At 70.0% G+C, this 26,556-nt stretch carries 25 protein-coding genes and 1 tRNA gene; 13 read left to right on the forward strand and 13 right to left on the reverse strand.

The annotated features are described in order from the left end of the window. Window positions 1-63 precede the first annotated feature (63 nt). On the reverse strand, window positions 64-579 hold the full coding sequence (locus tag M3195_RS10400) for a methylated-DNA--[protein]-cysteine S-methyltransferase (protein ID WP_251587214.1): 516 nt from the start codon (window positions 577-579) through the stop codon (window positions 64-66). A gap of 219 nt (window positions 580-798) precedes the next feature. On the opposite strand from M3195_RS10400, the gene M3195_RS10405 reads away from it, so the two are divergent. Next, window positions 799-4,494, forward strand: a complete 3,696-nt coding sequence (locus tag M3195_RS10405) for an AAA family ATPase (RefSeq protein ID WP_374209318.1) — start codon at window positions 799-801, stop codon at window positions 4,492-4,494. After that, a complete protein-coding gene (locus tag M3195_RS10410; protein ID WP_251587216.1) occupies window positions 4,487-4,699 on the forward strand; it encodes a hypothetical protein in 213 nt (70 codons plus the stop codon). Before M3195_RS10405 ends, M3195_RS10410 begins: the two co-directional genes overlap by 8 nt. Window positions 4,700-4,724: 25 nt before the next feature. Here M3195_RS10410 and mscL read toward each other — a convergent pair whose 3' ends face one another. Genes mscL through M3195_RS10425 form a run of 3 tightly spaced genes read right to left on the reverse strand, consistent with a single transcriptional unit; the run spans window position 4,725 to window position 6,059 of the window. Beyond that, window positions 4,725-5,150, reverse strand: coding sequence for a large conductance mechanosensitive channel protein MscL (gene mscL, locus M3195_RS10415; protein ID WP_251587224.1), 426 nt, complete (start codon window positions 5,148-5,150; stop codon window positions 4,725-4,727). A 24-nt stretch (window positions 5,151-5,174) separates the two neighbouring features. Next, window positions 5,175-5,447 carry an FmdB family zinc ribbon protein gene (locus M3195_RS10420; protein ID WP_251587226.1) on the reverse strand — a complete coding sequence of 91 codons (273 nt, stop codon included), beginning with the start codon at window positions 5,445-5,447 and terminating at the stop codon, window positions 5,175-5,177. A 15-nt stretch (window positions 5,448-5,462) separates the two neighbouring features. Continuing rightward, entirely contained in the window at window positions 5,463-6,059 is a 597-nt protein-coding gene (locus M3195_RS10425; RefSeq protein WP_251587235.1) for a 5-formyltetrahydrofolate cyclo-ligase, read from the reverse strand. 41 nt (window positions 6,060-6,100) lie between these two features. On the opposite strand from M3195_RS10425, the gene galU reads away from it, so the two are divergent. The 4 genes from galU (at window position 6,101) to M3195_RS10445 (ending at window position 8,722) form a co-directional block, all read left to right on the forward strand. Further along, the gene (gene galU, locus M3195_RS10430; RefSeq protein WP_251587236.1) at window positions 6,101-6,988 is read left to right on the forward strand and encodes a UTP--glucose-1-phosphate uridylyltransferase GalU; all 888 of its coding nucleotides are present in this window, start codon (window positions 6,101-6,103) and stop codon (window positions 6,986-6,988) included. A gap of 46 nt (window positions 6,989-7,034) precedes the next feature. Continuing rightward, on the forward strand, window positions 7,035-7,646 hold the full coding sequence (locus tag M3195_RS10435) for a GNAT family N-acetyltransferase (RefSeq protein WP_251587582.1): 612 nt from the start codon (window positions 7,035-7,037) through the stop codon (window positions 7,644-7,646). 81 nt (window positions 7,647-7,727) lie between these two features. Then, complete coding sequence (locus M3195_RS10440) at window positions 7,728-8,597, forward strand: hypothetical protein (RefSeq protein ID WP_251587237.1); 870 nt, start codon at window positions 7,728-7,730, stop codon at window positions 8,595-8,597. A gap of 52 nt (window positions 8,598-8,649) precedes the next feature. Next, a tRNA-Ala gene (locus tag M3195_RS10445) sits at window positions 8,650-8,722 on the forward strand. A gap of 61 nt (window positions 8,723-8,783) precedes the next feature. On the opposite strand, the gene M3195_RS10450 is transcribed toward M3195_RS10445, so the two are convergent. Together M3195_RS10450 and M3195_RS10455 are read right to left on the reverse strand one after the other, a co-directional pair. Further along, window positions 8,784-9,698, reverse strand: a complete 915-nt coding sequence (locus M3195_RS10450) for an arginase family protein (RefSeq protein ID WP_251587238.1) — start codon at window positions 9,696-9,698, stop codon at window positions 8,784-8,786. A gap of 11 nt (window positions 9,699-9,709) precedes the next feature. After that, window positions 9,710-10,987: a DUF445 domain-containing protein gene (locus M3195_RS10455; RefSeq protein WP_251587239.1), complete on the reverse strand. Its 1,278-nt coding sequence runs from the start codon at window positions 10,985-10,987 to the stop codon at window positions 9,710-9,712. Between the two features lie 91 nt (window positions 10,988-11,078). Here M3195_RS10455 and M3195_RS10460 point away from each other — a divergent pair, with 91 nt between their 5' ends. Beyond that, on the forward strand, window positions 11,079-11,351 hold the full coding sequence (locus M3195_RS10460; protein ID WP_096713861.1) for a metal-sensitive transcriptional regulator: 273 nt from the start codon (window positions 11,079-11,081) through the stop codon (window positions 11,349-11,351). 22 nt (window positions 11,352-11,373) lie between these two features. Here the strand turns inward: M3195_RS10460 and M3195_RS10465 are convergent, their stop codons facing one another. Beyond that, window positions 11,374-12,921 (reverse strand): amino acid permease, encoded by a 1,548-nt coding sequence (locus tag M3195_RS10465; protein ID WP_251587241.1) that lies wholly within the window; start codon window positions 12,919-12,921, stop codon window positions 11,374-11,376. Between the two features lie 156 nt (window positions 12,922-13,077). Between M3195_RS10465 and M3195_RS10470 the strand changes: the two genes are divergently transcribed. From M3195_RS10470 to M3195_RS10490, 5 genes are read left to right on the forward strand one after another with little or no spacing between them, the layout of a single operon-like run. Then, window positions 13,078-14,433, forward strand: coding sequence for a glutamine synthetase family protein (locus M3195_RS10470; RefSeq protein WP_251587242.1), 1,356 nt, complete (start codon window positions 13,078-13,080; stop codon window positions 14,431-14,433). Then, complete coding sequence (locus M3195_RS10475; RefSeq protein WP_251587243.1) at window positions 14,414-15,166, forward strand: gamma-glutamyl-gamma-aminobutyrate hydrolase family protein; 753 nt, start codon at window positions 14,414-14,416, stop codon at window positions 15,164-15,166. Before M3195_RS10470 ends, M3195_RS10475 begins: the two co-directional genes overlap by 20 nt. Next, window positions 15,163-16,521 (forward strand): aldehyde dehydrogenase family protein, encoded by a 1,359-nt coding sequence (locus M3195_RS10480; protein ID WP_251587244.1) that lies wholly within the window; start codon window positions 15,163-15,165, stop codon window positions 16,519-16,521. The genes M3195_RS10475 and M3195_RS10480 overlap by 4 nt, the downstream gene beginning before the upstream one ends. A gap of 43 nt (window positions 16,522-16,564) precedes the next feature. After that, the gene (locus tag M3195_RS10485) at window positions 16,565-17,344 is read left to right on the forward strand and encodes a 3-oxoacyl-ACP reductase (RefSeq protein WP_251587245.1); all 780 of its coding nucleotides are present in this window, start codon (window positions 16,565-16,567) and stop codon (window positions 17,342-17,344) included. 33 nt (window positions 17,345-17,377) lie between these two features. Further along, window positions 17,378-18,106, forward strand: coding sequence for a FadR/GntR family transcriptional regulator (locus M3195_RS10490; RefSeq protein WP_251587246.1), 729 nt, complete (start codon window positions 17,378-17,380; stop codon window positions 18,104-18,106). Here M3195_RS10490 and M3195_RS10495 read toward each other — a convergent pair. Both M3195_RS10495 and M3195_RS10500 read right to left on the reverse strand, forming a co-directional pair. Continuing rightward, the gene (locus M3195_RS10495) at window positions 18,103-19,491 is read right to left on the reverse strand and encodes an aspartate aminotransferase family protein (protein ID WP_251587247.1); all 1,389 of its coding nucleotides are present in this window, start codon (window positions 19,489-19,491) and stop codon (window positions 18,103-18,105) included. The genes M3195_RS10490 and M3195_RS10495 overlap by 4 nt on opposite strands. Window positions 19,492-19,511: 20 nt before the next feature. Beyond that, window positions 19,512-20,996, reverse strand: a complete 1,485-nt coding sequence (locus M3195_RS10500) for a CoA-acylating methylmalonate-semialdehyde dehydrogenase (protein WP_251587249.1) — start codon at window positions 20,994-20,996, stop codon at window positions 19,512-19,514. 166 nt (window positions 20,997-21,162) lie between these two features. Here M3195_RS10500 and M3195_RS10505 point away from each other — a divergent pair, with 166 nt between their 5' ends. Further along, window positions 21,163-22,635 (forward strand): PucR family transcriptional regulator, encoded by a 1,473-nt coding sequence (locus tag M3195_RS10505; protein ID WP_251587250.1) that lies wholly within the window; start codon window positions 21,163-21,165, stop codon window positions 22,633-22,635. A 10-nt stretch (window positions 22,636-22,645) separates the two neighbouring features. Here M3195_RS10505 and M3195_RS10510 read toward each other — a convergent pair whose 3' ends face one another. The 4 genes from M3195_RS10510 to M3195_RS10525 form a co-directional block, all read right to left on the reverse strand. Then, a complete protein-coding gene (locus M3195_RS10510) occupies window positions 22,646-24,040 on the reverse strand; it encodes an aspartate aminotransferase family protein (protein WP_251587251.1) in 1,395 nt (464 codons plus the stop codon). After that, window positions 24,037-24,504 carry an Lrp/AsnC family transcriptional regulator gene (locus M3195_RS10515; protein WP_251587253.1) on the reverse strand — a complete coding sequence of 156 codons (468 nt, stop codon included), beginning with the start codon at window positions 24,502-24,504 and terminating at the stop codon, window positions 24,037-24,039. Before M3195_RS10515 ends, M3195_RS10510 begins: the two co-directional genes overlap by 4 nt. 86 nt (window positions 24,505-24,590) lie before the next feature. Further along, on the reverse strand, window positions 24,591-25,751 hold the full coding sequence (locus M3195_RS10520) for an acyl-CoA dehydrogenase family protein (RefSeq protein WP_251587254.1): 1,161 nt from the start codon (window positions 25,749-25,751) through the stop codon (window positions 24,591-24,593). Then, on the reverse strand, window positions 25,748-26,506 hold the full coding sequence (locus tag M3195_RS10525; RefSeq protein WP_251587255.1) for an alpha/beta fold hydrolase: 759 nt from the start codon (window positions 26,504-26,506) through the stop codon (window positions 25,748-25,750). The genes M3195_RS10520 and M3195_RS10525 overlap by 4 nt, the downstream gene beginning before the upstream one ends. Window positions 26,507-26,556: the final 50 nt, after the last annotated feature.

Raw genomic sequence — 26,556 nt, forward strand, 5'->3', positions numbered from 1 at the left:
CGGCGCTCGCGTGGACCCCGGCGGCCTACACGCCGGGGTCCACGCCGTCTTGCCGGAGCGCGGTCACCTCTGGGACTCGAGGTCGAGCAGGTACCGCTTGCGCTCCGGGTGCGCGCCGTACTGGCCCGGTGTTCCGTCCGCCCGGACGACCCGGTGCACCGGGACGATGATCGAGAAAGGGGTGTGACGGCACGCCGTGCCTACGGCGCGCGCCGCCCCCCGGTGCCCCGCCAGAACCGCAACCTCGCCGTAGCTCAGGGTCTGTCCCCACTCGATCTCGCTGATCACCTGCAGAGCTGTCCGCGCGAAACCGGAGGTCAGGCGCCAGTCGAACGGCAGATGCTCATCGAAGCGCACCGGTACGCCGTCGAAGTAGTCGTCGAGCACGGAGACCAGATCGTCGGCGGCACCGGGGTCGGGTTCGGGGGTCGCCTGCAACTGGTGGGCCACGTTCTCGAGCAGCCACGGAACCGAAGGGTCGGCCGCTTCGGAGAGGTCGAAGCGCACGATCCCCTGATCCGAGAAGACCGCGAGGGCGTCGCCGAACGGCGTGGGGGCGAAGTCGTAGCGGAAGGTCATGGATCCATCCTGACGGCCCCGCCTTCGTCGCGGGGACGAGTTCGGCTCGCGCGATGGCTTCCGTGGATCGATCGCGGCATCGACCCTTCGTGCAGAAGGAGTCGGTGGGGCTTGCAGCCGCCCGAGCGGCCTGAAATGCCGTGAAACCCGCCAGGGATACCGCGGTCGCGCCGGGTCGCGCCTAATGTGTGAGTTGTGTGGCGACGAGAAGGCAAGGCTGTGGACGACGCAGCGAACGACGCCTCGGTGACCCTCGGCGAGCTGCACGACTCGGCATCCGGCGTGCAGGTCGCTCACGCCGCCGAAGCCGAGCGCACTCGGCTGCGGGCGGAGGCCGCCGATCTCGGCGGAGCATCGCCGCTCGTGACGTTCCGCGACACGGTCGAGTCCGGCATCGACATCTCCAAGGCCCATCCGGGCAGCCTCCCCCAGTTCATCACGGGCAAGTCGACGCTGCTCTCGAACCTCTTCCGCGACGAGGTCGGCCTCCGCACCGCACGACTCGCCGCTGAGCGGATCACCGCCAAGAACACCGAGCTGCGCACGGTGCGGGGCATCGAGGCCGTTCACCTCGCCGTCGGCGTCGCCGGATGGCGCATCGGGGGAGCGGACTTCGCCGCCCCCGTCCTCCTGAGGCCGCTCGCCATCCGCAGACACCACTCCGATTTCGAACTCAAGCTGCAGGGGTCGTTCGAGGTCAACCCGGAGCTCGTGCGCATCGCACGTGAGCACTTCGGGATCTCGATAGACGCCGCAGCCCTCGCCGCGCTCGCCTACGACGGCGGGATCTTCAAGCCGCAGCCCGTGATCGACAGCCTGCGCGGCATCACGCGTTCCATCGACACGTTCTCGGTCACACCGAGGCTCGTCGTCTCGACGTTCGCGGATGTCGGCGGCGCGATGTCCCGGGACGCGGTGAACCTCGACCACCTCGTCCTCAATGCGCTCGGAGGCCATGTCGGCGACCGCGAACAGGTCTCGGCGCGCCGCCCCGCACCTCACCACACGGGTCCGGATGACCGTGCGCCGGCCTCCGACAATCTGCTCCTCGACGCGGATGCCGAGCAGGAGGCAGTGCTGGCCCGCATCGCCGCCGGCCACTCGCTGACGGTCGCCACCCTGCCGGGAACCGGCGGCACTCAGACGGTCATCAATGCGCTCGGCGAGCTCGTGCGCAACGGCAGGCGCGTGCTCGTGGTGTCGGCCCGACGGTCGACGCTCGACGGCGTGCGACACCGCCTGTCCGGGATCGGATTGGACAGCCTGGCCGTCTCGCCCGCGAGCGTCCGTCGGGATCTCGTCCGCGCGATCGGTCGGAATGAGAAGGCCACTGCGCCGAAGGTCAGCGACGTCGACGATGCGCTCGTGCGGCTGCGCACGGTGCTGCGCGACTACCGGCGTGCGCTCACCGCGCCCGCCGTCGGCACCGACGCCTCGGTCCTCGACGCCACACGGCACCTGACGCGGCTGGCGTCGCTCCCGCATCCGCCATCCACGACAGCCCGGCTCAGTGCCGAGACGCTGCGGCGCCTCGCCGGCGATCGGTCGGCCGCGGCATCCGCCCTCGCACAGGCAGCGCGCCTGGGCGAGTTCCGCTTCGGTCCCGACGACTCTCCCTGGTACGGCGTCACCTTCACGAGCACCGAAGCCGCGCGGGCGGCGCACGAGCTCGCCGGGCGTCTGCACGCCGACAGCGTGCCCGCGCTTCTCGAGCGCGGCTACGCCCTGATCGCCCAGACGCACATGCGCCCGTTCTCGACCATCGACGAACTGGGCGAGTATCTGCGTCTCCTGCAGGGGATCCGGGACACTCTCGACCGGTTCAGCCCGACCGTCTTCGAGCGACCGCTGGGTGAGCTCATCCAGGCGCACGGATCGCGACGCGATTCCCCAGGCATGTCGGGCGCGAATCGCCGTCGTCTCCGCCGGCTCGCGAAGGAGTACGTGCGACCGGGTGTGCACATCACCGAGATGCACGAGGCCCTCCTCCGTATCCAAGCCCAGCGGACGCAGTGGCAGCGGTGCGTCGATGCCGGGGTCGCTCCGGAGATCCCCCTGGGGCTCGCCGAGGTGTACTCCTCCTGGCAGCGTGTCGCCGCAGAGCTGTCCGAGCTCGACGCCGCCCTGGGCCGTCGCGAGCCGCTCGCGTCGCTCCCGGTGGCGCGGTTGGTGCGAATGCTCGCGGGTCTCGCGGCGAAATCCGACGTGTTCGACAACCTCGTCGAGCGCGCACAGCTTCGGGATCGTCTCGCCGACCTCGGGCTGGAGCCGCTGCTGGCCGAACTCTCGGTGCGGCACGTGTCGGAAGCCCGCGTCGGCGACGAACTCGAGTTCGCGTGGTGGCAGTCGCTTCTCGAACGAGCGCTGCAGGACGACCGCTCGCTGCTCGGCGCGAACACCGCCGTCGTGGATCGTCTCGAGCGCGACTTCCGTCTCGTCGACGAGGCCCATGCTGCGATGGCAGGACCGCTGCTGGCGTGGCAGCTCGCGAACCAGTGGAAGATCGCCATCGTCGACGAGCCGCAGCAGTCGCAGCACCTGCGCAGCGCGCTGAAACAGGCGAGCTCGACCACCGCCGAGATCGTGAGTGCAGCGCCGACCCTCGTCGACGTGCTCGCGCCGGTGTGGATATCCTCGCCGTATCTGGTACCCGAGATCCCCGACTCCGTCGAGTTCGACACCGTGCTCCTCGTCGATGCGGCGGCCATCAACCTCGCGGAAGCCGCACCCGCCATCCGGCGCGCCCGCCAGGTCGTGGCGTTCGGCGACCCGGTGACGCAGCGGCCGACCCCGTTCCACATCGCGGTCGACCCGGACGTGACGTGGGAGGCGGAGGTGCCTTTCGACGCCGTCTCGGTGTTCGAGCGCCTGTCCGAGCTGCTTCCGGTGATGACGCTCACGCGCAGCTACCGCGCGGGCGGCGAGGATCTCGCCGAGCTGATCAACGACGCGTTCTACGGCGGCGAGATCGTGTCGTTGCCTTGGGCAGGTTCGTACCTCGGACGCGGCAGCCTGACCGTGGATTACGTCGAGGGCGGCACCGGCGCCCCCGATCCGATCTCGGGTGCGGTCGAGAGTCCAGATGCCGAGGTCGCCAGAGTGGTGACCCTCGTCGTCGAGCACGCCGTCCACCGCCCGGAGGAGTCGCTCATGGTCGTCACGGCCAGTCGGCGCCACGCCGAGCGAGTGCGTGCTGCCGTGACCTCGGCGTTCGCCGGGCGTTCCGACGTCGCCGACTTCGTCGGTCGCGACACCGCGGAGCCCTTCGCCGTCCTCGCGCTTGAGGAGTCCGTGGCGGAGAGCCGGGATCGGGTGATCCTGTCGCTCGGCTTCGGCCTGACCAAGCACGGCCGCGTCCTGAGTGACTTCGGCGATCTGTCGACCCCCGACGGCGAGAGGCTCCTGACCGTCGGCATGACCCGCGCTCGGCGATCCATGGTGATCGTGTCGTCGATCCGCCCGTCGGCGTTCGACGACGGGCGTCTGGAGTACGGCGCGGCGACGCTCATGTCGATCCTCGGCGGGCTCGCCTCGCGTGGACGAGACGCCCGCCTGGAGGACCTCGCCGATCCGCTGACCCTCGCTCTCGCGCGCGAGCTCCGTCGTCTCGGCGCGGCAGTCGACGTCGACTACCGCGGTCTGCTGCCCCTCGTCGCGCAGCACGGCGGCAAGGCCGTCGTGATCGAGTGCGATCCCGAGACCCGGGGCGAGTCGTTGCGCGAGACCCTGCGGCTGAGGCCCCATGTGCTCCGCCGACTCGGTTGGCACTACGTGCGCGTGCACGCGTTCGATCTCTACAGCGACCCGGTCACCGCGGCGACCCGTATCGCCGGAGTCCTCGGAATCTCGCCGTCGGCTCCGCGCGCCGAGGACGACACGCAGCCGATCGACACCGTCGACCCCCGAAATGGCTGAGGATCCCGAGCGGCGTGAGCAGGCCGAGCGGCGGCAGAGGGTCGTGCGGGTGCCGGGCAGCCGTCGCGCGCGCCTGACGCCCGTCGACGGATCGGATCCCGCCCCGGAGACTCCGGAGCGGCGGCAGTCACCGGCATCCGCCCCGCGGGGAACGAAGGGTCCGAACGATGATCGGATGCTCGGAGACGTGCCGCCGCACTATTGAGCGGCGCTCGGCCGCCCGATGCGGATCAATCGCGAGCGCTGCTGCGCGCGAGCAGGTCGCGGATCTCGATGAGCAGCTCGGTCTCGGTCGCCGCGGCCGGCTCCTCCTGCGGCTCCTCGGCCGGGGTGCCCTTGCGTGCCTCGACGTGCGCCTTGAACGTGTTCATGGGGAGGACGAAGACGAAGTAGACCACCGCGGCCACCGCGAGGAAGCTGATGATCGCCGAGATCAGGTCACCGAGCGGGAAGGTGACCTCGTTGCCGTAGATGTTGGTGACGGTGGGGCCGAACTCGCCGGCCGCATCGGCCTCGAAGAAGAGGGCGACGAGCGGGTTGATGAGGCTGTTCACGACGGCGGTGACGATCGCCGTGAACGCCGTGCCGATGACGACGGCGACGGCCAGGTCGATCACGTTTCCGCGGAGCAGGAAGTCCTTGAAGCCTTTGAGCATGAGAGTTCTCCGATCGGTCGTGCGTCAGGAGGAAGCCGGTGCCGCAGCGGGCGCCGCGGTCGTGCTCGATGACGACTCTGACTTCGATGATGCCGAAGCATCCTTCTTCGCTCCAGACCCGCCCCGCGAGTCGGTGCGATAGAAGCCGGATCCGTTGAACGTCACGCCGATCGATCCGTACTGCTTGCGCAGCTCGCCTCCGCACTCGGGGCAGACCGTCAGCGCGTCGTCGGAGAAGCTCTGCACGGCGTCGAAAGCGTGGCCGCAGGCGCGGCAGGCGTAGGCGTAGGTGGGCATGGCGGTCCTCGTCGGTCAGCGTCGCGTGGGCGACAGGAGAAGAGTCTGGGTCGGCGTCACGACGCCGTTCACCGGCTGGTCGTGCACCTCGCTCGGCAGGGAGTCGAGCACCTCGGAATCATAGATCACGGCGTAGACGGGTGGGCACTTCTCCATCGAGCCGATGGTCTTGTCGAAGTAGCCGCGACCCCACCCCATGCGCATGCCGGTACGGTCGACGGCGGCGGCGGGGATGATCATGAGATCGACGTCGTTGACGGCGATCGGGCCGAGGACCTCGCCCGTGGGTTCGGGCAGTCCGAACAGGCCCTCGGAGGTCTCGTCGTCGTCGCTCGCGACGGCCCAGTCAAGGAGTCCGTCCGCGCGAGTCACGGGGAGCAGCACGCGGATGCCACGGCGTACGGCCGCTTTCACGAAATCCCTGGTGCCCGGTTCGGTCGTCGTCGACAGGAAGCACGAGATGGATCCAGCGCCGAGTTCCTCGATCAGGTCGTCCAGTCGTTCGGCGATGGCGGATGCCGCGTTCTCGCGCTGCGCATCGCTCAGCAGCTGTCGCCGCTCGCGGAGTTCCGCGCGGAGTGCGCGCTTCTCGTGCTCGACGTCGTTCGCCATGCCTCAGAGTCTACGGCGAGGCGTCCCACTAGGCTGTGGGGATGGGCCACCAGAAGATCAAAGCCGTCATTCCCGCAGCCGGACTGGGAACACGATTCCTGCCGGCGACGAAGGCGATGCCGAAGGAGATGCTGCCGGTCGTCGACAAGCCCGCGATCCAGTACGTCGTCGAAGAGGCCGCGGCAGCGGGCATCGAAGACATCCTCGTCATCATCGGACGCAACAAGAACGCCATCTCGAACCACTTCGACTCCGTGCCGGAGCTCGAGGTGAAGCTCATGGAGAAGGGCGACACCGGGCGCCTCGAGCGCGTCATGAAGTCGAGCGACCTCGCCGACATCCACTTCGTTCGTCAGGGCGAGCCCAAGGGCCTCGGGCACGCCGTGCTCCGCGCGCGTACGCACGTCGGCGACAGTTCTTTCGCGGTTCTGCTCGGTGACGACCTCATGGATGAGCGCGACCCGCTGCTGACCGAGATGATCGCCGAACACGAGCGCACCGGTGCGGCCGTCGTCGCCCTCATGGAGGTCGATCCCTCCAGCATCCACATGTACGGCGCCGCCGCCGTCGAGGAGCTCGAGGGATCGGATGCCGTGCGCGTCACCGGTCTCGTCGAGAAGCCCGCTCAGGAGGACGCCCCGTCGAACCTCGCCATCATCGGCCGCTACGTGCTGCCCGCATCCGTGTTCGATGTGCTCGAGCGGACGGAGCCGGGCAAGGGCGGCGAGATCCAGCTGACCGACGCGCTGCAGGAACTCGCGACGGACCCCGACGGTCCGGGAGTCGCCGGCGTCATCTTCCGCGGTCGGCGCTACGACACGGGCGACCGCGTCGACTACATCAAGGCCATCGTCCAGCTCGCCTCCGACCGTGAAGACCTCGGTCCCGAGCTGCGCCCCTGGCTGAAGGACTTCGCGGAACGCCTCTAGGCGCGACGTGGGCGTCGGGGGCATTCTGATGGATCAGGCGACGGGGATGCGGCACGGCCCGGTCGAATTGCGCCTGGTACGGTCGCGGGACGCGCGGTCGCTGCAGCACGAACTGCTGTCGAACCGAGCCTGGTTGCAGCCGTGGGAGGCTACGGTGCCGCACGGCTCGGTGTCGTTCGACATGCGGCTCAGCATCCGTCGCCTCCTGCAGCAGTATCGCGACGGCGGAGGATATCCCTTCGTCATGGAGTACGACGGCGAGATCGCGGGCCAGCTCAACGTGTGGGGGGTCGCCCGGGGGTCATTGTGCTCGGCGACGATCGGCTACTGGGTGAGTGAGCGCTTCGCGGGTCGGGGGGTCACGCCGACGGCCGTCGCCCTGGCGACCGACGCCTGCTTCACCGAGTTCGGACTGCATCGCATGGAGATCTGCATCCGTCCGGAGAACGCGGCGAGCCTTCGCGTCGTGCAGAAGCTCGGTTTCCGCTACGAGGGGCTGCGTCGCCGGTACATCCACATCGACGGGGACTGGCGTGATCACTACGCCTTCGCACTCACGCGGGAGGACGTGCCGCAGGGTGTGCTCGCCAGATGGCTGAACGGCCAGGTGCCCGTGCACGCGGCTGACGTGCCGCCCACGGACCGCCTCTCCCTCTGAGCACGGATCACGGCGAATCCCCTCGCGACACGCGCCCTCACTGAGCCCCCGCGCGAACGGTGTTCCCGTACCGTTGTCGACATGGACGGGCCGGTGCTGAGCGGGGGAGTGATCGTGCTCGTCGCCGTGCTCCTGTGGCTGCTCTATCTGCTGCCCTCCTGGCGCGGACGCTTCCAGTACGACGCGGCCGAACGGAACGCCGTCCGTCTCAACCAGGCTCTGCGAGTGCTGGCCGAGACCAGTGAGACGCCGGGGGAGGTGCGCCTCGAGCTGAACGCGCGCACCGCGCTCGCTCAGCAGAAGCTCGCCAGGCGGCTTCAGTCGGAGAAGGAGGCGGCGGAGCTCGCCGTGCTCCGTGAGCAGCTCGCCGCCGCCAAGGCCGACCCCGTGGTGCGACAGGCCCGCGCGCGTCGGCGCGTGCGCATCGCCTCCTCGTCGCTCGTGCTTCTCGGACTCATCGCCACCGGCCTCGGGGTCTGGCAGCTCATCGCCGCTCAGGCACAGCTCCTGCTGTGGCTCGGCGGGGTGGCTGTCCTGATCGGTGCGGTGCTGCTGCAGCGCATGGCGTCGGTGGCCGGTCGTGCCGTCCGCCGAACGGCGCCCCAAGAAGTCGAGGTGCTCGAGCGCGTGTCGCCGCCCCTCCACGACCAAGGGCGCGCCACCTGGACGCCCCGTCAGCTGCCTGAGCCACTCGTGTCGGTCGCGGGTTCCCGTGCCCAGACGGCTCGAGCGGAGATGGACGCTCAGGAGGAGCGCCGCAAGGCCGCTCGCCTGGCGGAACTGCGTGAGCGTGCAGAGCGCATGGCGCCCGAGGCGCCCGTTCGTCTTCCCGCACCGCAGGGCGAGCGCGCGCCCGCTGCGGCGTCGCCGTACGCACGGATGGGCTTCGTCGACGATGCGGAGATCGAAGCGCACGTGCGGGAACTGCTCGCGAAGAGGGCTGCGGGGTGACCCCAGCGGACGCAGCCACCTCGTCGAGCGTGATAACGTAGTGAAGGTTCACGGGCCTATGGCGCAGTTGGTAGCGCGCCTCGTTCGCATCGAGGAGGTCAGGGGTTCGAATCCCCTTAGGTCCACCGTAAGAAGGTCCCCCGGGTCAGCCCGGGGGACCTTCGTCTTCACCGACGGCGGCGGCGCTCAGCGGGAGGCGAGTCCCGCGAGGAGTTCCAGCACGCAGAGCGCAGCGAGACGGACGGTCCGCCCGTCCTCGGCGTCGGCCGTCGCGTCGATCTCCGCGAGGTCCGCGCTCACGACACGGTCGTCGGCGGCGACCGCCCGTGTGAGGGCACGCAGCTCCCACGCGGCCAGTCCGCCGGGCACGCTCGCGGGACAGCCAGGGGCGACGGCACGATCGCAGACGTCGACGTCGATGTCGAGGTGAACGCGGGGCGCGCCGCCGGCCCCCGCGATCTCCAGAGCCTCGGCCACGACGTCGGCGGCGCCCCGGCGGCGCACCTCGTCGAGAGGGATGACGCGGATGCCCCACTCCGCCGCACGCCGCGCATACGCGGCGGAGTTCGCGAAGTCGGCGATGCCGATCTGCACGATCCTGGCGGGATCGATGCGCGCCGTGTCGACCGTCGCGCGCGCCGGCGTGTCTTCGACCAGGCGTCGAACGGGCGTGCCGTTCGAGACGCCGTCGCGCAGATCGAAGTGTGCATCGAACGTGATGAGGCCCGTGGCCCGCGAACCGAGAGCGACCGGGTAGGTCAGCGAGTTGTCACCGCCGAGAGCGATCACGAGTCGGGTGACCCCGGAGAGCTCCCGCACGCAGGCGATGGTCTCCGCTTCGCCCTCGTCGCCGTCGGGCTCGGCGATGTCGCCGGCATCCGCGATCCTCAGCGCCGCGTCGAGGTCGACGATCGGCGGTCCGAGCACGGTCGTGCCGTAGCGGGGGAGCGCCTCCCGGATCGCCGAGGGCGTCGCGTGCGCACCGGTCGGCGAGAGCGAGGTGCGCCATGTCGGAACGCCGAGCAGCACGGCATCCGCTTCGCCGTCGACGGCCGGCCACGAGCCGGCCCTGGGCCAGAGCGGATCGTGCGAGAGGGCCATGGCTGCTCCTGTCAGGCGCCCGGGATGAGCGCGTGCGCGATGGCGAAGATCGCAAGGCCCGCGAGGGCGCCGACGACCGTGCCGTTGAGACGGATGTACTGCAAGTCGCGACCGACCATCAGCTCGATCTTCTCGGTCGTCTCGGCGGGGTCCCAGCGCTCGACGGTGTCGGTGATGATCGACGCGATGTCGTGCCGGTAGCGGTCGACGAGGAACACGGCAGCGTCGGAGACCCATGTATCCACGCGACGCTGTAGCGCGGCATCCGTCGCCAGCCTCTCGCCGACCTCCTGCAGCGCCTGCACCGCGCGTCGGCGAAGACCGCTCTCGGGGTCGGCGAGCGAGGTGAGGAGCCCGTTCTTCGCCGTGTTCCACGCCTCGGCGGCCAGCGCCCCGACGCGGGGACTGTCGAACAGCGAGGCCTTGGCATTCTCGAGCTTCTCGCGGGTCGCCGGATCGTTCTGCAGATTCTCGGCGAGTCGGGCGAGGTATCCGTCGATGGCGACGCGCGCGGGGTGCTTCGGGTCGTCGCGCACGGCCCGGACGAACTTCACCGCCTCGTTGTAGGCGGTGTCGTCGACGAAGCGGTGCGCGAGCTTCGGAACCCACCCGGGCAGGCGGCGCGAGATGAGTCCGGAGAACGAGGCCGCGTTCGCGTCGAGCCACCGGCCGACCGTGTCGACGGCGAGGTCGACGGCCCCGTGGTGCGCGTCGGCCTCGACGATCTTCTCGAGCCAGGCGCCGGCGGGAGGGCCCCACTCGGGTGAGACGAGGTGCTCGCGGGCGAGGTCGGTGATGAGGTCGCGCACGTCGTCATCGCTCAGCGCGTTCAAGACGGCTGTCGCGATCGTGGCACCTTCCGCGCCGACGCGCTCGGCGTGCTGCGGCTCCCGCAGCCACTCGCCGGCGCGTCGTGCGATCGCGGTGGTCGACAGCTTCGCCCGCACGACCGATCCCTCGAGAAAGTTCGTCTCCACGAACTCGCCGAGCGTGCGGCCGATCTCGTTCTTGCGGCTCGGGATGATCGCGGTGTGCGGGATGGGGAGTCCGAGCGGCCGTCGGAACAGGGCAGTCACGGCGAACCAGTCCGCGAGCGCACCGACCATGCCGCCCTCGGCCGCGGCGCGCACGTAGCCGAGCCAGGGCTGGCGCTCCTGCAGCCAGAACGCGATCACGAACAGCACGGCCATGAAGATCAGCGCGCCGAGCGCAACGGCCTTCATCCGACGCAGCGCGAGGCGTCGTTCCTGATCGGCGGGAGAGAGCAGCGCCATCGGTGTTCGCGGCATGACGTCATCCTTTCACGAGCGGCAGCGCGAAGAGCGGTCCGGAACCCCTTCCAGGAGTGAGCAAGGTCGTCTGGGCGCGTACGCTCGAAGCGTGATCGAAGACATCAAGAAGCGCGCCCTGCACCGCACCAGCATCCTGGAGGGTCAGATGCGCGGCGTCGCGCGGATGATCGAGAACGAGGACTACTGCATGGACATCATCACGCAGTCGAGGGCGATCCAGCGGTCGCTCGAGTCGCTCAACCGTCTGCTGCTGGAGAACCACCTGCGCACGCACGTGACGCACATGTTCGAGGAGGGCGGCGACGAGCGCGACAAGGCCGTCGACGAGCTGCTGAAGGCGTTCGACTTCAGCAGCAAGTGACGGCCCCGGCGCGCCCCTCGATCTAGCGGCCCCCGCCGAACACCTCACCCTCCATCGCGTCGTAGCCCTCGGCCTGCGGATCGCCGTGCGAGCCGCCGGACAGCGCGTACTCCTCCTCGGGGGAGAGCACGAGCCGGTGCCGGAAGAACAGTCCGAAGCCCAGCAGGATCACCACGTACACGATCGCGATGGCGATGATCGCGGGGCCGAACGTCGGATTGAGCAGGAAACCGAGGAAGATCAGCGCCGCGATCACCAGCGCGATCGCCGCACCGGGTACGCCCCACGGGCTGCGGTACGGGCGGTCGACGTTCGGGTACTTGCGGCGCAGGATCATGAACGAGATCAGCTGCAGCGCGTAGGCGAGCACCGCGCCCCAGACCGCGATGTTGAGGACGATCGCTCCGGCGACGGTTCCCGCACCCTCCGCGTCGAGCGCGGCCAGCACGTCGAGCACGATGAGGGCGACGAAGCCGATCGCCGCGCCGACGACGAGCGCGACCCACGGGGTCTGACGCTTGCCGGTGAGCGAGAGGAAGCGCGGGTAGTAGCCGGCGCGGGAGAGCGAGTACATGTTGCGTCCGTAGGCGAACATGATGCCCTGCAGCGAGGCGAGCAGGCCGATCAGGGCGAACAGGGCGAGCACGGCGGCGAGCTGGTCGCCGACGATGGCGCGGAATCCGTCGAGCAGCGGCTCACCGGCCGTCCCGGTCGCCTCGGCGCCGATGACGCCCGTGTTGAGGAACAGCACCAACAGTCCGGTGACGATGAGCGTGCCGCGGGCCCAGAAGCCGGCCTTGGGGATGTCGCGGGTCGGGTTGTGCGACTCCTCGGCGGCGAGAGGGAGCTCCTCGATCCCGAGGAAGAACCACATCGCGAACGGGAGGGCGAAGAGGATCGGCAGCACGCCGTGCGGCAGGAACGTCGACTGCCCCTCGTCGGGCACGATGTCCCACAGCGCGTCCCAGCTGAAGGCCCCCGAGAACAGGGCCATCGCCGAGAAGACGAGGATGATGCCGATCGAGATCACCGAGACGACGATCGCGAACCTGAACGAGATCGCGGCGCCCGCGGAGTTCAGAGCGATGAACACGACGTAGAGGATGAGGTACCAGACCCACCCCGGCAGGACGAGGCCGAGCAGCTCGCTCGTGATGCCGTTCGCGTACGACGCCGAGAAGTAGACGATCACCGCCGTGGTCGCGACGTACTCGATGGTCTCGGCCGCTCCGGTGACCAGGCCGCCCCAGGGTCCCATGGCCGACCTGGCGAAGGAGTAGGCGCCGCCCGTGTGCGGCATCGCTGCCGCCATCTCGCCGATCGAGAAGATCATGCCGTAGTACATGATCACGAGGATCACGAAGGCGATCAGCATCCCGCCGAAGCCGGCGAAGTCGATGCCGAAGTTCCACCCCGAGAAGTCGCCCGAGATGACGGCGGCGACCGCGAGGCCCCACAGTCCCCAGACGCCGGCGGATCGCTTGAGGGTTCGCTTCTCGAAATACTCGCTTCCCGCCCGGGTATAGGTCGCCCCGGCGACCTTGCGGGACTCACTGCTCTGACCAGACATCCGCTCTCCGCTCGCTCGCGTGCAGGCACCGGGTGCGCCTTGCGGATGATTGTGACAGTCAATGGTGGTTTCGTCTACCTTTAGACGACGAGGTCATCTACTCTGAGGGCGAAGCCGATCGGCCGATCGCTTCACCGCAGGAGAACGGAGCGTGGGATGTCGGGCAATCTGAGCATCGACCAGCTGGACGCCGGCATCGCCGCCGGTGAGATCGACACGGTGATCGTCGCCTTCGCGGACGCGCAGGGCAGGCTCGTCGGCAAGCGCGTATCGGCGCGGCTGTTCCAGGAGGACATCCTTCACCACGGCGCCGAGGCCTGCGACTACCTCCTCTCGGTCGACGTCGACATGAACACGGTCGACGGCTATGCGATGTCGGGGTGGGACCGCGGCTACGGCGACATGGTGCTGCGACCGGATGCCGAGACGCTGCGCCGCATCCCCTGGCTCGACGGCACCGCGCTCGTGATGGCCGACCTGGTCTGGCAGAACGGCGAGCCCGTCGGGCCCTCTCCACGCGCGATCCTCGACCGGCAGCGCGACCGACTCGCCGAGCGCGGCTGGACCGCCTATTCCGGCACCGAGCTCGAGTTCATCGTGTTCGAGAACACCTACCGCGACGCCTGGGCCCGCAGGTACGACGGACTCACCCCGGCGACCGACTACAACGTCGACTACAACCTGCTCGCCTCGACGCGCATGGAGCCGCTGCTGCGCGACATCCGCAACAGCATGGACGGCGCGGGCATGTACTGCGAGGGCGTGAAGGGCGAGTGCAACCTCGGGCAGCAGGAGATCGCGTTCCGCTACGCCGAGGTGCGCGAGACGGCCGATCAGCATGCGATCTACAAGAACGGCGCCAAGGAGATCGCCGGCAAGCACGGCCAGGCGATCACCTTCATGGCGAAGTTCAACGAGCGCGAGGGCAACAGCTGCCATATCCACCTCTCACTCCGCGACGAGTCAGGCGCCCCGGTGATGGCGGGCGACGGCGAGCACGGCTTCAGCCCCGTCATGGAGCACTGGATCGCCGGCATCCTCGCCACGCTGCGCGAGTTCACGCTGCTGTACGCGCCGAACATCAACTCGTACAAGCGCTTCGCGAAGGGCAGCTTCGCGCCCACCGGCGTCGCCTGGGGCATCGACAACCGCACCTGCGCGCTGCGCGTGGTCGGACAGGGATCGGCGCTGCGCGTCGAGAACCGCGTCCCCGGCGGCGACGTGAACCCGTACCTGGGCATCTCGGCGATCATCGCCGGCGGACTGTACGGCATCGAGAACGAGCTGCCCCTGCCCGACCGCTTCACAGGCAACGCGTACGAGGATGCCGTCGACCACCTGCCGACCACGCTGCGCGAGGCCGCGCAGCTGTTCCGCGAATCGACCATCGCTCGCCAGGCGTTCGGCGATGACGTCGTCGAGCACTACCTGAACCAGGCGCGCATCGAGCTCGAAGCGTACGACGCCGCCGTCACCGACTGGGAGCGCATCCGTGGTTTCGAACGCCTCTGACCCGGCGCCCCTGATCGGCGTCACGACCTACCTCGAGCGCGCGCAGCAGGGCGTATGGGATGTGCGGGCAGCATTCCTGCCCGAGCAGTACCTCACCGGGGTGACCGACTCGGGCGGTATCGCGCTGCTCCTTCCTCCTCAGGACCCGGATGCCGCGGACGCGGCGATCGCCGGGATGGACGGCCTCGTCCTGTCCGGCGGAGCGGACGTGGCTCCCGAGCTGTACGGCGAGGAGCGGCATCCGCTCACCGACCCGGCACGGGTCGACCGCGACGCGTGGGAGCTGGCCCTGTTCCGGGCGGCGGAGCGCCGCCGCATCCCCGTCCTCGCGATCTGCCGCGGGCTGCAGCTCGTGAACGTCGCCCGCGGCGGCACGCTGCAGCAGCACCTGCCCGAGTCGCTGGGTACCGAGAAATACCGCATCGGCGGCGGAGTGTACGCCGAGAACGACGTCGAGGTGGCGGAGGACACGGCGTTCGCCGACATCATCCGCGAGAGCGACGTGCGGGTGCACAGCTACCACCACCAGGGCATCGACAGGCTCGGCGACGGGCTCGTCGCGGCCGCCCACTCCGACGACGGCCTCGTGCAGGCATTCGTCGACACCGACGGCGGCCATGTCGTCGGCGTGCAATGGCACCCAGAGGAGAACGCCGAGGACCGGCGCCTCTTCGCCGACCTCGTCTCGCAGGCGCGCGCGTTCGCCGCGCGCAGGAAGGAGAGCGCGCGATGAGCGCCTTCACCGTGATCGACCCATCGACCGGCTCCGCCATCCGCGAGGTGCCGCGCGCCGACGTGGGGGAGACGGATGCCGCGATCGCGCGCGCCGTCGCCGCGCAGCGCCGCTGGGCCGCGCTCCCGCCCGTCGCGCGGGCTGACGCGCTGCGCTCGTTCGCGCGGGCCGTCGAGGGCGCTGTCGAGGAGCTCGCGCAGCTGGAGGTGCGCAACTCCGGACACCCCATCGGGTCGGCCCGCTGGGAGGCCGCGCACGTCGCGCAGGTGCTCAACTACTACTCCGCCGACCCCGAGCGGTTATCCGGTCGACAGATTCCCGTCGCGGGCGGGCTCGACGTCACGTTCCACGACCCGTACGGCGTGGTCGGCGTGATCGTCCCGTGGAACTTCCCGATGACGATCGCCGCCTGGGCGTTCGCGCCGGCGCTCGCCGCCGGAAACGCCGTCGTGCTGAAGCCCGCAGAGCTGACCCCGCTGACCGCGATCCGTCTCGGTCAGCTCGCCCTCGAGTCCGGCCTGCCGGAGGGGCTGTTCGAGGTCGTGACGGGCTCGGGCTCGGTCGTCGGGCAGCGGCTGGTCGCGCACCCGGACGTGCGGAAGGTCGTCTTCACCGGGTCGACGGAGGTGGGCATCGACGTGGCCGCGGGATGCGCGCGGGCGCTCAAACCGGTGACGCTCGAATTGGGCGGCAAGAGCGCGAACATCGTGTTCGACGACGCCGACCTCGAGAAGGCCGCCGCGGCCGTGCCCGGTTCGGTGTTCGACAACGCCGGGCAGGACTGCTGTGCGCGCAGCCGTCTGCTCGTGCAGCGCTCGGTGTACGACCGCTTCCTCGAGCTGCTCGAACCGGCCGTCGCCGCCTGGCGGGTGGGCGATCCGTCGGACTCCGAGACCGACATGGGCCCGCTCATCTCCGCCGGTCACCGCGACACCGTGGCGTCGTTCCTCGACGGAGCGGACATCGCGTTCCGCGGCAGCGCTCCGCAGGGCGACGGGTTCTGGTTCGCGCCGGCCGTCGTGCTCGCCGACCCCGGCGACCGGATCGCACAGCAAGAGGTGTTCGGTCCCGTCGTCGCCGTGATGCCGTTCGACGACGAGGCCGACGCGATCCGCCTCGCGAACGACACGATCTACGGGCTCGCCGGCTCGCTGTGGACGCAGAACCTCGGGCGGGCCGTGCGGGTTTCGCGCGGCGTGCAGAGCGGAGTCCTCTCGGTGAACTCGCACTCGTCCGTGCGGTACGCCACCCCTTTCGGCGGCATGAAGGCGTCGGGCCTCGGCCGCGAACTCGGACCGGATGCCGCCGAGCACTTCACCGAGACGAAGAACGTGTTCTTCGCGACCGACGACTGACCGCGGCACCCGCCCCCGATCCATCCCAGCAACGGAGAGAGCAATGACCATCGACCTGACCCAGCGTCTCAAGGACCGCGTCGCCATCATCACCGGAGGTGCGAGCGGCATCGGCTTCGCCACCGCACGCCGCTTCGCCGAGGAGGGCGCGTTCGTCGTCATCGCCGACGTCGACCCCGCCACCGGCGAGAAGGCCGCGGCCGAGGTGGGCGGAGCCTTCCGCCCCGTCGACGTGGCCGACGAGGCGAAGGTGAACACCCTGTTCGACGGCGTCGCCGAGGAGTTCGGCCGCATCGACATCGCCTTCAACAACGCGGGCATCTCGCCCGCGGACGACGACTCGATCGAGACCACCGAGCTGCCGGCCTGGGACCGGGTGCAGGACGTGAACCTCAAGAGCGTCTACCTGTGCAGCCGCGCGGCGCTGCGGCACATGGTGCCGGCTGGACGCGGATCGATCATCAACACCGCGTCGTTCGTCGCGCTGCTCGGGTCGGCGACTTCGCAGATCAGCTACACGGCCTCGAAGGGCGGCGTGCTCGCGATGTCGCGCGAGCTCGGCGTGCAGTTCGCCCGGCAGGGCGTGCGGGTGAACGCCCTCTGCCCCGGCCCGGTGAACACACCGCTGCTGCAGGAGCTCTTCGCGAAGGACCCCGAGCGCGCGCAGCGTCGTCTCGTGCATGTGCCGATGGGACGCTTCGCCGAGCCGGAGGAGCTCGCGGCCGCGGTGGCGTTCCTCGCCTCCGACGACTCCTCGTTCATCACGGCCAGCGCCTTCGTCGTCGACGGCGGCATCACCAACGCCTACGTCACCCCGCTGTGAGTCCAGGCCATCGTGCTGTGACAGGGTGAGACCATGAGCGATCACGCCCCCGACGGCGATCTCGTCGAGGTCCGGCGAGCGGTGTATCGCCCGCTGCGGCGCGGCAACGCCCTCGAGGACGCGGTGTCGCGGCTCGTGCAGACCATCCGGCTCGGCGTCGTCGCTCCCGGCGAGTCGCTCCCCCCGGAGCGCGAGCTCGCGGCCTCCTTCGGCGTCAGCCGCGACACCGTGCGCGACGCCATCAGGGAGCTCGCCGACACCGGCTACCTGGTGCCGAAGCGCGGCCGGTACGGCGGCACCTTCGTCGCGGACCCGCTGCCGCACCCCTCGGATGCCGGCGCCGTGACGCCCGCCGAGATCGACGACGTCCTGGGCCTCCGACGGGTGCTCGAGACGGGCGCCGCCCGGGCCGCCGCGGGGCGCTCGCTCGACGCCGGCGTGCGCGCCGACCTCTGGGCCCGGCACGAGGCGGCGCTTCCCGCGGGGCCCGATGAGTACCGCCGCCTGGACACGCTGCTGCATCTCGCGATCGCCGAGGCCGCGGGCATTCCCTCCCTCGTGGCGCTGGTCGCCGAGAACCGCGCCTCGGTCAACGTCTGGCTCGACACCTTCCCGCTCATGCCTCGCAACATCCAGCACTCGGGGGAGCAGCACGAGCGCATCGTGTCGGCGATCCTCGCGGGCAGGCCGGATGCCGCCGAGGCGGCCATGAACGACCACCTCGCCGGCTCCGAGGCCCTGCTGCGCGGGTTCCTCGTCTAGCCCGCGGCGTGCTCGTCGGCGACCGAGAGTGCGTCGTCGAGCACGGCAAGGCCGCGGACGAGCTCGTCCTCGGTGATCACGAGCGGCGGCGCGACGTGCATGCGGTTGAAGTGCGTGAACGGCCAGACCCCCGCCTTCTTCGCCGCCGCCGCGAACGCCGCCATGGGAACAGCATCCGCCCCGGTGGCGTTGAACGGCACGAGCGGCTCGCGCGTCTCCTTGTCGCGCACGAGCTCGACGGCCCAGAAGAGCCCGCGGCCACGGATCTCGCCGACACTCGGGTGACTGTCGACCCACCCACGCAGAGTCGGCTCGACGATGCGCTCGCCGAGGTCGCGCACTCGTTCCAGGATGCCGTCGCGGCGGAACACCTCGAACGTCGCCACCCCGGCGGCGCACGCGAGCGGATGACCCGAGTACGTCAGTCCACCGGCGAACGGCGTCGTCTCGAACGCCTTCGTGATGCGCTCGGAGATCACGACGCCGCCGAGTGGCACGTAGCCGGAGTTGACGCCCTTCGCGAACGTGATGAGGTCGGGCTGCGCGTCGAACGCGTCGACGCCGAACCACTCGCCGAGGCGGCCGAACCCCACCATGACCTCGTCGGCGATGTACACGATGCCGTAGCGGTCGCACAGCTCACGCACGCCCTGCAGGTAGCCGGGCGGTGGCACGAGCACGCCGTTCGTGCCGACGACGGTCTCGATGATGATCGCCGCGATGGTGTTCGGGCCCTCGAGCTGGATCGTCTGCTCGAGGTGCGCGAGGGCGCGCTCGGACTCCTGCTCGAGCGTCTCGGAGTGGAAGGGCGAGCGGTACAGATACGGACCGAAGAACCGGACGGAGCCCGAGTCGACCGTGTCGTTCGCCCAGCGGCGGGGGTCGCCCGTGAGCGAGATCGCGGTCGACGTGGAACCGTGGTAGCTGCGGTACATCGACAGCACCTTGCGGCGTCCGGTCGTCTGCCGCGCCATCCGCACCGCGTACTCGTTCGCCTCGGCGCCGCCGTTGGTGAAGAACACCTTCTGGAAGCCCTCTGGCGCGACCTCGACGATGAGACGCGCGAGCTCGCCGCGCACGTCGTTCGCCATGGCGGGCTGGATCGTCGCGAGGCGACCGGCCTGCCGCTGGATCGCCGACACGAGATCCGGATGCTGGTGCCCGAGGTTGAGGTTCACCAGCTGGCTGGAGAAGTCGAGGTACGCGTTGCCGGCGTAGTCCCAGAAGGTCGACCCCTCACCGGCGGCGACGGGGAGCGGGTCGATGAGACCCTGCGCACTCCAGGAATGGAACACGTGGCCGCGGTCGTCGGCGCGCACCTGCGCCTCGGCATCGGGGGCCGGCATCTCGTGGGACGTGCCGTGACGGTCGGTGAAAGCAGTCATGATCTCTCTCCGTGGGCCGCTCAGTGGTTGCTCGGGAATCCGAGATCGATCTGCGACGGGGTGTGGTCGGGCCAGCGGGTCGTGACGACCTTCGAGCGCGTGTAGAAGTGCACAGACTCGGGTCCGTAGATGTGCGAGTCCCCGAACAGCGAGTCCTTCCAGCCGCCGAACGAATAGGCGCCGATCGGCACGGGGATCGGCACATTCACGCCGACCATGCCGACCTCGATGTCGAACTCGTACTGGCGGGCGGTGCCGCCGTCGCGCGTGAAGATCGCCGTGCCGTTGCCGTAGGCGTTCGCGTTGACGAGCTCGACCGCGTCGGCATAGGTCTCCACGCGGACGACGCCGAGGACGGGACCGAAGATCTCGTCGTCGTACGCCTTCATCCCTGGGGCCACGTGGTCGAGCAGGCTCACGCCGATGAAGAATCCGTCGGAGTCGAACCGCTTCTCGGTGCCGTCGACGACGACCGTGGCGCCCTCGGCGGCGGCACCGGTCACGTACGAGGCCACGCGGTCGCGGTGCTCGCGGGTGATGAGCGGTCCCATCTCGCTCGCGTCGTCGGTGCCCGCGCCGATCGTGAGGCCCTGGATGCGCGAGGCGATCGCGGCGACGAGGTCATCGGCCACGTCGCCGACGGCGACGAGCACCGACACGGCCATGCATCGCTCGCCAGCCGAGCCGTAGGCCGCGGAGACGGCGGCGTCGGCGGCGGCGTCGATGTCGGCATCCGGCATCACCACCATGTGGTTCTTCGCGCCGCCGAGGGCCTGGACTCGTTTGCCGTTCGCCGAGGCGCGCTGGTAGATCGAGCGGGCGATGGGCGTGGAGCCGACGAAGCTGACGGCGTTCACGCGCGGTGACTCGAGCAGGGCGTCGACGGCCTCCTTGTCGCCGTGCACGACGTTCAGCACGCCGTCGGGGAGGCCGGCCTCCTGGAACAGCTTGGCCAGCCAGACCGCGGCCGAGGGATCCTTCTCACTCGGCTTGAGGACGACGGTGTTGCCGCAGGCGATGGCCGAGGCGACCATCCACAGCGGCACCATCACGGGGAAGTTGAAGGGGGTGATGGCGGCGACCACTCCGACCGGCTGCTTGACCGAGTGCACGTCGACACCCCGGGCGACCTGCTCGCTGCGCTCACCCTTGAGGAGGTGCACGAGGCCGGCCGCGAACTCGACGTTCTCGATCCCGCGCGACACCTCGCCCGCGGCATCCGAGAGCACCTTGCCGTGCTCGGACGTGACGATCGCCGCGAGCTCGGGTGTGCGCTCCTTGAGCAGCTGGCGCAGGCGGAAGAACACGTCGGCACGCTTGATGAGGCTCGTCTCGCGCCATGCGGGAAGAGCGGCGGCTGCTGCGGCGATCGCCTGCTCGACCTCGGCCGTCGAGGCGAACGCGACGCGCTTGGTCACCTGCCCCGTGGCGGGGTCGAAGACCTCGCCCGATCGCGCCGCTTCCGCGGTCTCTGCTCCGTTGATGACGTGACGGACGATGTCCACGCTGCTCCTCGATGCTGGTGCGCGGGAGAATCGGACACTCTGACCGGCTCCCGCTACGCTGGTTCTCGTCCATGCTCACAGAGATCGGCGGGCGATACCGGTGTCAGAACGTCATGACTTCCCCGAGAATCGGACAGAGCGTCCGGCGGGCGCGGGATCCCTCACCGTGACCGATGTGCTGAACAGTCCTGCGCTGCAGCGCGGGGTGCCCGAGGTGATCGTCGGCGGTGCAGCGCTGGAGACTCCGGTGCGCTGGGTGCATGTCTCCGACAGCACGGGTGTCGCGCGCCTGCTCGACGGGGGCGAGCTGCTGCTCACGACGGGGGCCGCCTGGCCGGACGACGACCGGATGCTGCGCGAGTTCGCCGTGCGCCTGCACGAGGTGGGCCTCGCCGGGATCGTCCTCGAGCTCGGCGACCGACACCCCGAGGTCCCCGCGGCAGTGGCCGAGGTGTGCGCTAAGGAGGGGCTCGCGCTCGTGGCCCTCACCCGCGAGGTGAAGTTCGTCACGGTCACCGAAGCCGTGCACCACGCGCTCATCGCCGCGCAGACCGCCGCGCTGGAGGAGCGGCGCCACCTGCACGATCTCTTCACCGGGCTGAGCCTGCAGGGCGCCCCGGCCGACGTCGTCGTCGCCGAGACCGCGCGAGCGATCGGCGCCCCGGTCATGCTCGAGAATCTCGCAGGCGAGCTGATCGCGGGGGAGTACCTCGGGCGCCGGGTGTCCGAGGCCCTCCGCGGACGTGAAGGCGCCGATCGTGTGCCCGTGCAGGCGAGGGGGACGCGATGGGGCACGCTGCTCGCGCTCCCCGGCCCCGAGCCGGCGGCCGGTCGGCTCACGGTGCTCGAGCAGGGGGCGACGGCGCTCGCCTTCGGCTGCCTCGCCGACGGCGGAGATGTCGAATGGTCGTTGCTCGCCCAGCGCAGCGTGATCGATGACCTGCTCGGAGCCCGGTTCGCGGATGCCGACGACATCGCCGCTCGCCTCGGGGCCGGGGGATTCGAGCTGCCTGGGCGGCAATGCCACGGCATCGTCGTCGGGGGCTCCGACTCGATCGCGGGGCTCGCCTACCGCGCCAGGCAGGCGGGACTCGCGGTCGCCGCGGCCCGCGCCGGCGACCACGACGTCGCGCTGCTCTCGGCCCCGGCATCCCTGGCGCTCGACGACGCGACCCTGCTGCGCGTCGCGGGCCCCGGCCGCCCGGTGTTCGCGGGGCCGGTCGCCGATGACGTGCCCGGCCTGCTCTCCTCCCTCCGCGCCGCCCGCGATCTCGCCGACAGCGAGGGGTCCGCCGGTGGTGCCCGCGTGCGGCGGGTCGGCGACCGACCGCTCGAGCGACTCGTCGCGACCCTTCGCGACGATCGACGCCTGCACGAGCACAGCGAGCGGATGCTGTCGCCGCTGATCCGGCACGACGCAGAGCGTCGCGGCGACCTGCTCGACGTGCTGGCCGCGCTGCTCGCCCACCCGGGGAATCGTTCGGCCGCCGCTGCGGCGAGCCACCTCTCCCGGTCGGTGTTCTATCAGCGGCTCACGCTCATCGGCGATCTGCTGAACGCCGACCTCGAGGACGGCGAGACCTTGGCCGCCCTGCACCTCGCGCTGCTCGCACGGCGACGCACCGCGCCGCGGGGGTGAACGGCGCCCGCTAGAGCACTCTCTGGGCCTCCGTCAGCACACCGCGGAGGATCTGCCCGATCTCACGGAATTCCGCCGGGCCGATCGTCAGCGGCGGGGCGAGCTGGATCACGGGGTCTCCGCGGTCGTCGGCGCGGCAGTAGAGACCCGCCTCGAAGAGCGCTCCCGACAGGAAGCCGCGCAGCAGGCGCTCCGACTCGTCGTCGTCGAAGGTCTCCTTCGTCGCCTTGTCCTTCACGAGCTCGATGCCGAAGAAGTATCCGTCGCCGCGCACGTCGCCGACGAGCGGCAGATCCAAAAGCGTCTCGAGCTCGGCGCGGAACAGGGGCGAGTTCTCGCGCACGTGCGCGTTCAGTCCCTCCTCGTCGAAGATCGCGAGGTTCTCGAGCGCGACCGCGGCCGACACGGGGTGTCCGCCGAACGTGTAGCCGTGCGGGAACGAGAGGTCGCCGTGCGAGAAGGGCTCGTAGATCCGATCGCTGACGATCGTCGCGCCGATAGGGGAGTAGCCGCTGGTCATGCCCTTCGCGCAGGTGATCATGTCGGGCACGTATCCGAGCCCGGTGCAGGCGAACGTGTGCCCGAGACGGCCGAATGCGCAGATGACCTCGTCCGACACGAGCAGCACGTCGTATTTGTCGCAGATCTCGCGCACGCGGGCGAAGTATCCGGGAGGCGGTGGGAAGCACCCGCCGGAGTTCTGCACCGGTTCGAGGAAGACCACCGCGACGGTCTCCGGGCCCTCGAACAGGATCATCTCCTCGATGCGGTTCGCGGCCCACAGGCCGAACGCCTCGAGATCGTCGCCGGGTCCGCCCATCTCCGCCGCGCGGTAGAAGTTCGTGTTCGGCACGCGGAAGCCGCCGGGCGTGATCGGCTCGAACATGGCCTTCATGGCGGGGATGCCGGTGATCGCGAGCGCGCCCTGCGGAGTGCCGTGGTATGCGACCGCACGCGAGATGACCTTGTGCTTGGCCGGCTTGCCCTGCAGCTTCCAGTAGTGCTTGGCGAGCTTGAAGGCCGTCTCGACGGCCTCGCCGCCACCCGTCGAGAAGAAGACGCGATTGAGGTCGCCAGGCGCCTCGTCGGCGAGTCGGTCGGCGAGTTCGATCGCGGCCGGGTGCGCGTACGACCACAGCGGGAAGAACGAGAGTTCGGATGCCTGGGCGGCAGCGGCCTCGGCGAGACGGCGTCGACCGTGGCCGGCATTCACCACGAAGAGCCCTGCGAGCCCGTCGATGTACTCCTTGCCCTTCGCATCCCAGATGCGGTGCCCCTCGCCCCTGACGATGATCGGCACTCCCGACTTCTCCATCGTCGACTGACGGGTGAAGTGCATCCAGAGGTGGTCCTTCGCCATCGCCTGGAGTTCGGGCTCGGACGGGGTGGTGCGGGTGGTGCTCATCTGGTCCCCCAGTTGTAGAGCTGCTTCTGCAGCTTGGCATAGATGAAGGTCTCGGTCGACAGGACGCCGTCGATCGGGCGGATTCTGTCGTTGATCAGGGCGAGCAGGTCCTCGTCGTCCTCGCACACGACCTCGGCGAGGATGTCGAAGGCGCCGACCGTGATCACGACGTAGTCGATGGCCTCGATCGCCGCGATCTCCTCGGCGACGACGCGGGTGTCGCCGGAGACGCGGATGCCGATCATCGCCTGACGGCGGAAGCCGAGCTGCATCGGGTCCGTCACGGCGACGATCTGCATGACGCCGGCCTCCGTGAGACGCTGCACGCGCTGACGCACGGCGGCCTCGCTCAGTCCGACGGCGCGGCCGATGTCGGAGTACGAGCGGCGCCCGTCCTCCTGCAGCAGCTCGATGATCGTCTTGGACACATCATCGAGGGTGGGATGCTTTTTCGAGGACGGCATGATGCGATCCTCGCACTGAGATCCACTCTCGGCAACCGATTCCGCAGATCGGTGTCGCTCGGAGTGCGGATTCGCTCCGTCAGAGGTCAGGGCTCCAGGGGGCCGAGCCAGGCCGTCGCCGCGGTCGAGTGCGCGGATTCGGGGTCGGAGGGGTGGAAGGCCCCGGCGAGCACGTCTCGGTACAGACGCGAGAGCTCGTTGGCGGAGAAATACGACCCGCCGCCGGCGACGAGCATCGCCTGATCGACGACGAGCTTCGCCGTCGTGATGGCACGGTGCTTGAGGCCGGACAGGAGGGTGAACCAGCGGGCGCCGTGGTCGGCGCGCTCGTCGACGTCGCGGGCGAGTGCGGCGATCTGCGGGGGCAGCGCGTCGTAGGCGAGACCCATGTCGGCGACGCGCCAGCGGATATCGGGGTCCTGGCTGTACGAGGTTCCGGTGCGCTTCGACCGCCGCGTTCGCGCGGTCTGCACCGACAGGTCCAGCGCGCGGCGGGCGATCCCGGTGTAGACGGATGCGAGCAGGATCTCGAAGACCGAGAAGATGCCGAACACGATGGGGTCGGCGCTCGGTCCCGCGTCTATGCGGCGCACCACGTGCGCGGCATCCGCGATCGCGCCGTTCAGCCGGGTCGTCCTGCTCTGGGTGCCGCGCATGCCCAGGGTGTCCCAGTCGTCGCTCGTGACCACCGCGTCGCTGCGCTCGACGAACGCGAAGACGAGCTTCGGCGCATCCTCGCTCGTGGTGTCGAGACCGTGCAGGCCGAGCCGCGTCCACACCGGGGCGAGGGAGGTGAAGATCTTGGTGCCGGTGAACGCGTATCCGCCGTCTCCCGTCGGCACGGCATTCGTGTCGCTGCCGAAGAGTACGAGGTCGTTGCCGCCCTCGCTGATGCCGAAGGCGAAGACCTCACCGGCGACCGCGCCGTCCTGCACGAACTCGAGGCCGGGGACGCCGCGGTCGCTGAAGACCTTCGCGACCCCTGTCCAGACGAGGTGCATGTTGATCGCGAGGGCGGTCGCGGGCGCCGCGGTCGCGAGTCGCTGCTGCAGGATCGCGGCCTCGGCGAGCCCGAGGCCCGCGCCGCCGCGCTCGGCGGGGACCAGGATCGAGAGGTATCCCGCCTCGCGGAGCTCGTCGAGGTCCTGCTGCGGAAAGGTGTTGTCGCGATCATGCAGCGGTGCACGCTCTCGGATGCGGTCGAGCAGGTCGTCGGGCAGGAACGCCGACGGGTCGAATGCGCTCACGCGAGTGCCTCCTTCAGCTGACGGATCGCTTCCTCCGGCCTGTCGCGATGGAGCGAGTGCCCCGCGCCCTCGACGACCGACATCGTGATGAGGGGGTTCGCGGCGAGCACCGACCGCGCGACCTCGCCCGTGAAGATGCTGTACACGCCGGGGTCGGAACCGATCACATGGGTCGGCACGGTCAGGCGCGCGGCATCGGCCGTGACGTCCCACGGGGTGTTCTGCACGCTGGTCTGCTCGACGGCCCACGCGCTCGTGCGATGCACGGCGTCGACCTTGAGCTCCCAGTCCTGCGGATGCCAGTGCGGGTGCTCCTGCCGGACGAGCTCGATCCGGTTGTCGGCGAACGCGCGCTCCTGGCTCTTCCGCACGATCGCCGCGTCGCGGCCGCCGACGAGGATGGCCGGGTCGAGCAGCACGAGTCGCGCGGTCCACTCGGGAGAGGATGCCGCGGCGACCGTGCTCGCGGCGCCGCCGAGGGAGTGGCCGACGACGGCGTCCCATCGCCCGCCGTCCGCAGGCAGCGTCGAGACGAGATCCTCGCCGTAGGCCTGCACCGAGTAGTCGAGGGCGCGGGGCGCGTCGCCGTGCCCGCGCAGATCGATCGCCGTCGCGTGCCATCCGGCGGCGCCCAGAGCGTCGCCGAGGCGCCACATCAGCGCTCCCGACGAGCCGAGCCCGTGCACGAGGAGGACGCGGCGGGCGGAGGACGGATCGCCCCAGCAGAGACGGGGGAGGGTGAGCGGCGCGGCCATGCTCTCAGCCTACGGCCGCGGTCCGACAGCGGGACCGGTGCGTTCGCCCC

The organism is Microbacterium hydrocarbonoxydans (assembly GCF_023715885.1).
Taxonomy (GTDB): Bacteria; Actinomycetota; Actinomycetes; order Actinomycetales; family Microbacteriaceae; genus Microbacterium; species Microbacterium hydrocarbonoxydans_C.

Coding starts and splice junctions, on each gene's coding strand:
- M3195_RS10400 (WP_251587214.1), bottom strand. CDS start 579: ATGACCTTCCGCTACGACTTCGCCCCCACGCCGTTCGGCGACGCCCTC.
- M3195_RS10410 (WP_251587216.1), top strand. CDS start 4,487: ATGGCTGAGGATCCCGAGCGGCGTGAGCAGGCCGAGCGGCGGCAGAGG.
- mscL (WP_251587224.1), bottom strand. CDS start 5,150: ATGCTCAAAGGCTTCAAGGACTTCCTGCTCCGCGGAAACGTGATCGAC.
- M3195_RS10420 (WP_251587226.1), bottom strand. CDS start 5,447: ATGCCCACCTACGCCTACGCCTGCCGCGCCTGCGGCCACGCTTTCGAC.
- M3195_RS10425 (WP_251587235.1), bottom strand. CDS start 6,059: ATGGCGAACGACGTCGAGCACGAGAAGCGCGCACTCCGCGCGGAACTC.
- galU (WP_251587236.1), top strand. CDS start 6,101: ATGGGCCACCAGAAGATCAAAGCCGTCATTCCCGCAGCCGGACTGGGA.
- M3195_RS10435 (WP_251587582.1), top strand. CDS start 7,035: ATGCGGCACGGCCCGGTCGAATTGCGCCTGGTACGGTCGCGGGACGCG.
- M3195_RS10440 (WP_251587237.1), top strand. CDS start 7,728: ATGGACGGGCCGGTGCTGAGCGGGGGAGTGATCGTGCTCGTCGCCGTG.
- M3195_RS10450 (WP_251587238.1), bottom strand. CDS start 9,698: ATGGCCCTCTCGCACGATCCGCTCTGGCCCAGGGCCGGCTCGTGGCCG.
- M3195_RS10455 (WP_251587239.1), bottom strand. CDS start 10,987: ATGCCGCGAACACCGATGGCGCTGCTCTCTCCCGCCGATCAGGAACGA.
- M3195_RS10465 (WP_251587241.1), bottom strand. CDS start 12,921: ATGTCTGGTCAGAGCAGTGAGTCCCGCAAGGTCGCCGGGGCGACCTAT.
- M3195_RS10470 (WP_251587242.1), top strand. CDS start 13,078: ATGTCGGGCAATCTGAGCATCGACCAGCTGGACGCCGGCATCGCCGCC.
- M3195_RS10480 (WP_251587244.1), top strand. CDS start 15,163: ATGAGCGCCTTCACCGTGATCGACCCATCGACCGGCTCCGCCATCCGC.
- M3195_RS10485 (WP_251587245.1), top strand. CDS start 16,565: ATGACCATCGACCTGACCCAGCGTCTCAAGGACCGCGTCGCCATCATC.
- M3195_RS10490 (WP_251587246.1), top strand. CDS start 17,378: ATGAGCGATCACGCCCCCGACGGCGATCTCGTCGAGGTCCGGCGAGCG.
- M3195_RS10495 (WP_251587247.1), bottom strand. CDS start 19,491: ATGACTGCTTTCACCGACCGTCACGGCACGTCCCACGAGATGCCGGCC.
- M3195_RS10510 (WP_251587251.1), bottom strand. CDS start 24,040: ATGAGCACCACCCGCACCACCCCGTCCGAGCCCGAACTCCAGGCGATG.
- M3195_RS10515 (WP_251587253.1), bottom strand. CDS start 24,504: ATGCCGTCCTCGAAAAAGCATCCCACCCTCGATGATGTGTCCAAGACG.
- M3195_RS10525 (WP_251587255.1), bottom strand. CDS start 26,506: ATGGCCGCGCCGCTCACCCTCCCCCGTCTCTGCTGGGGCGATCCGTCC.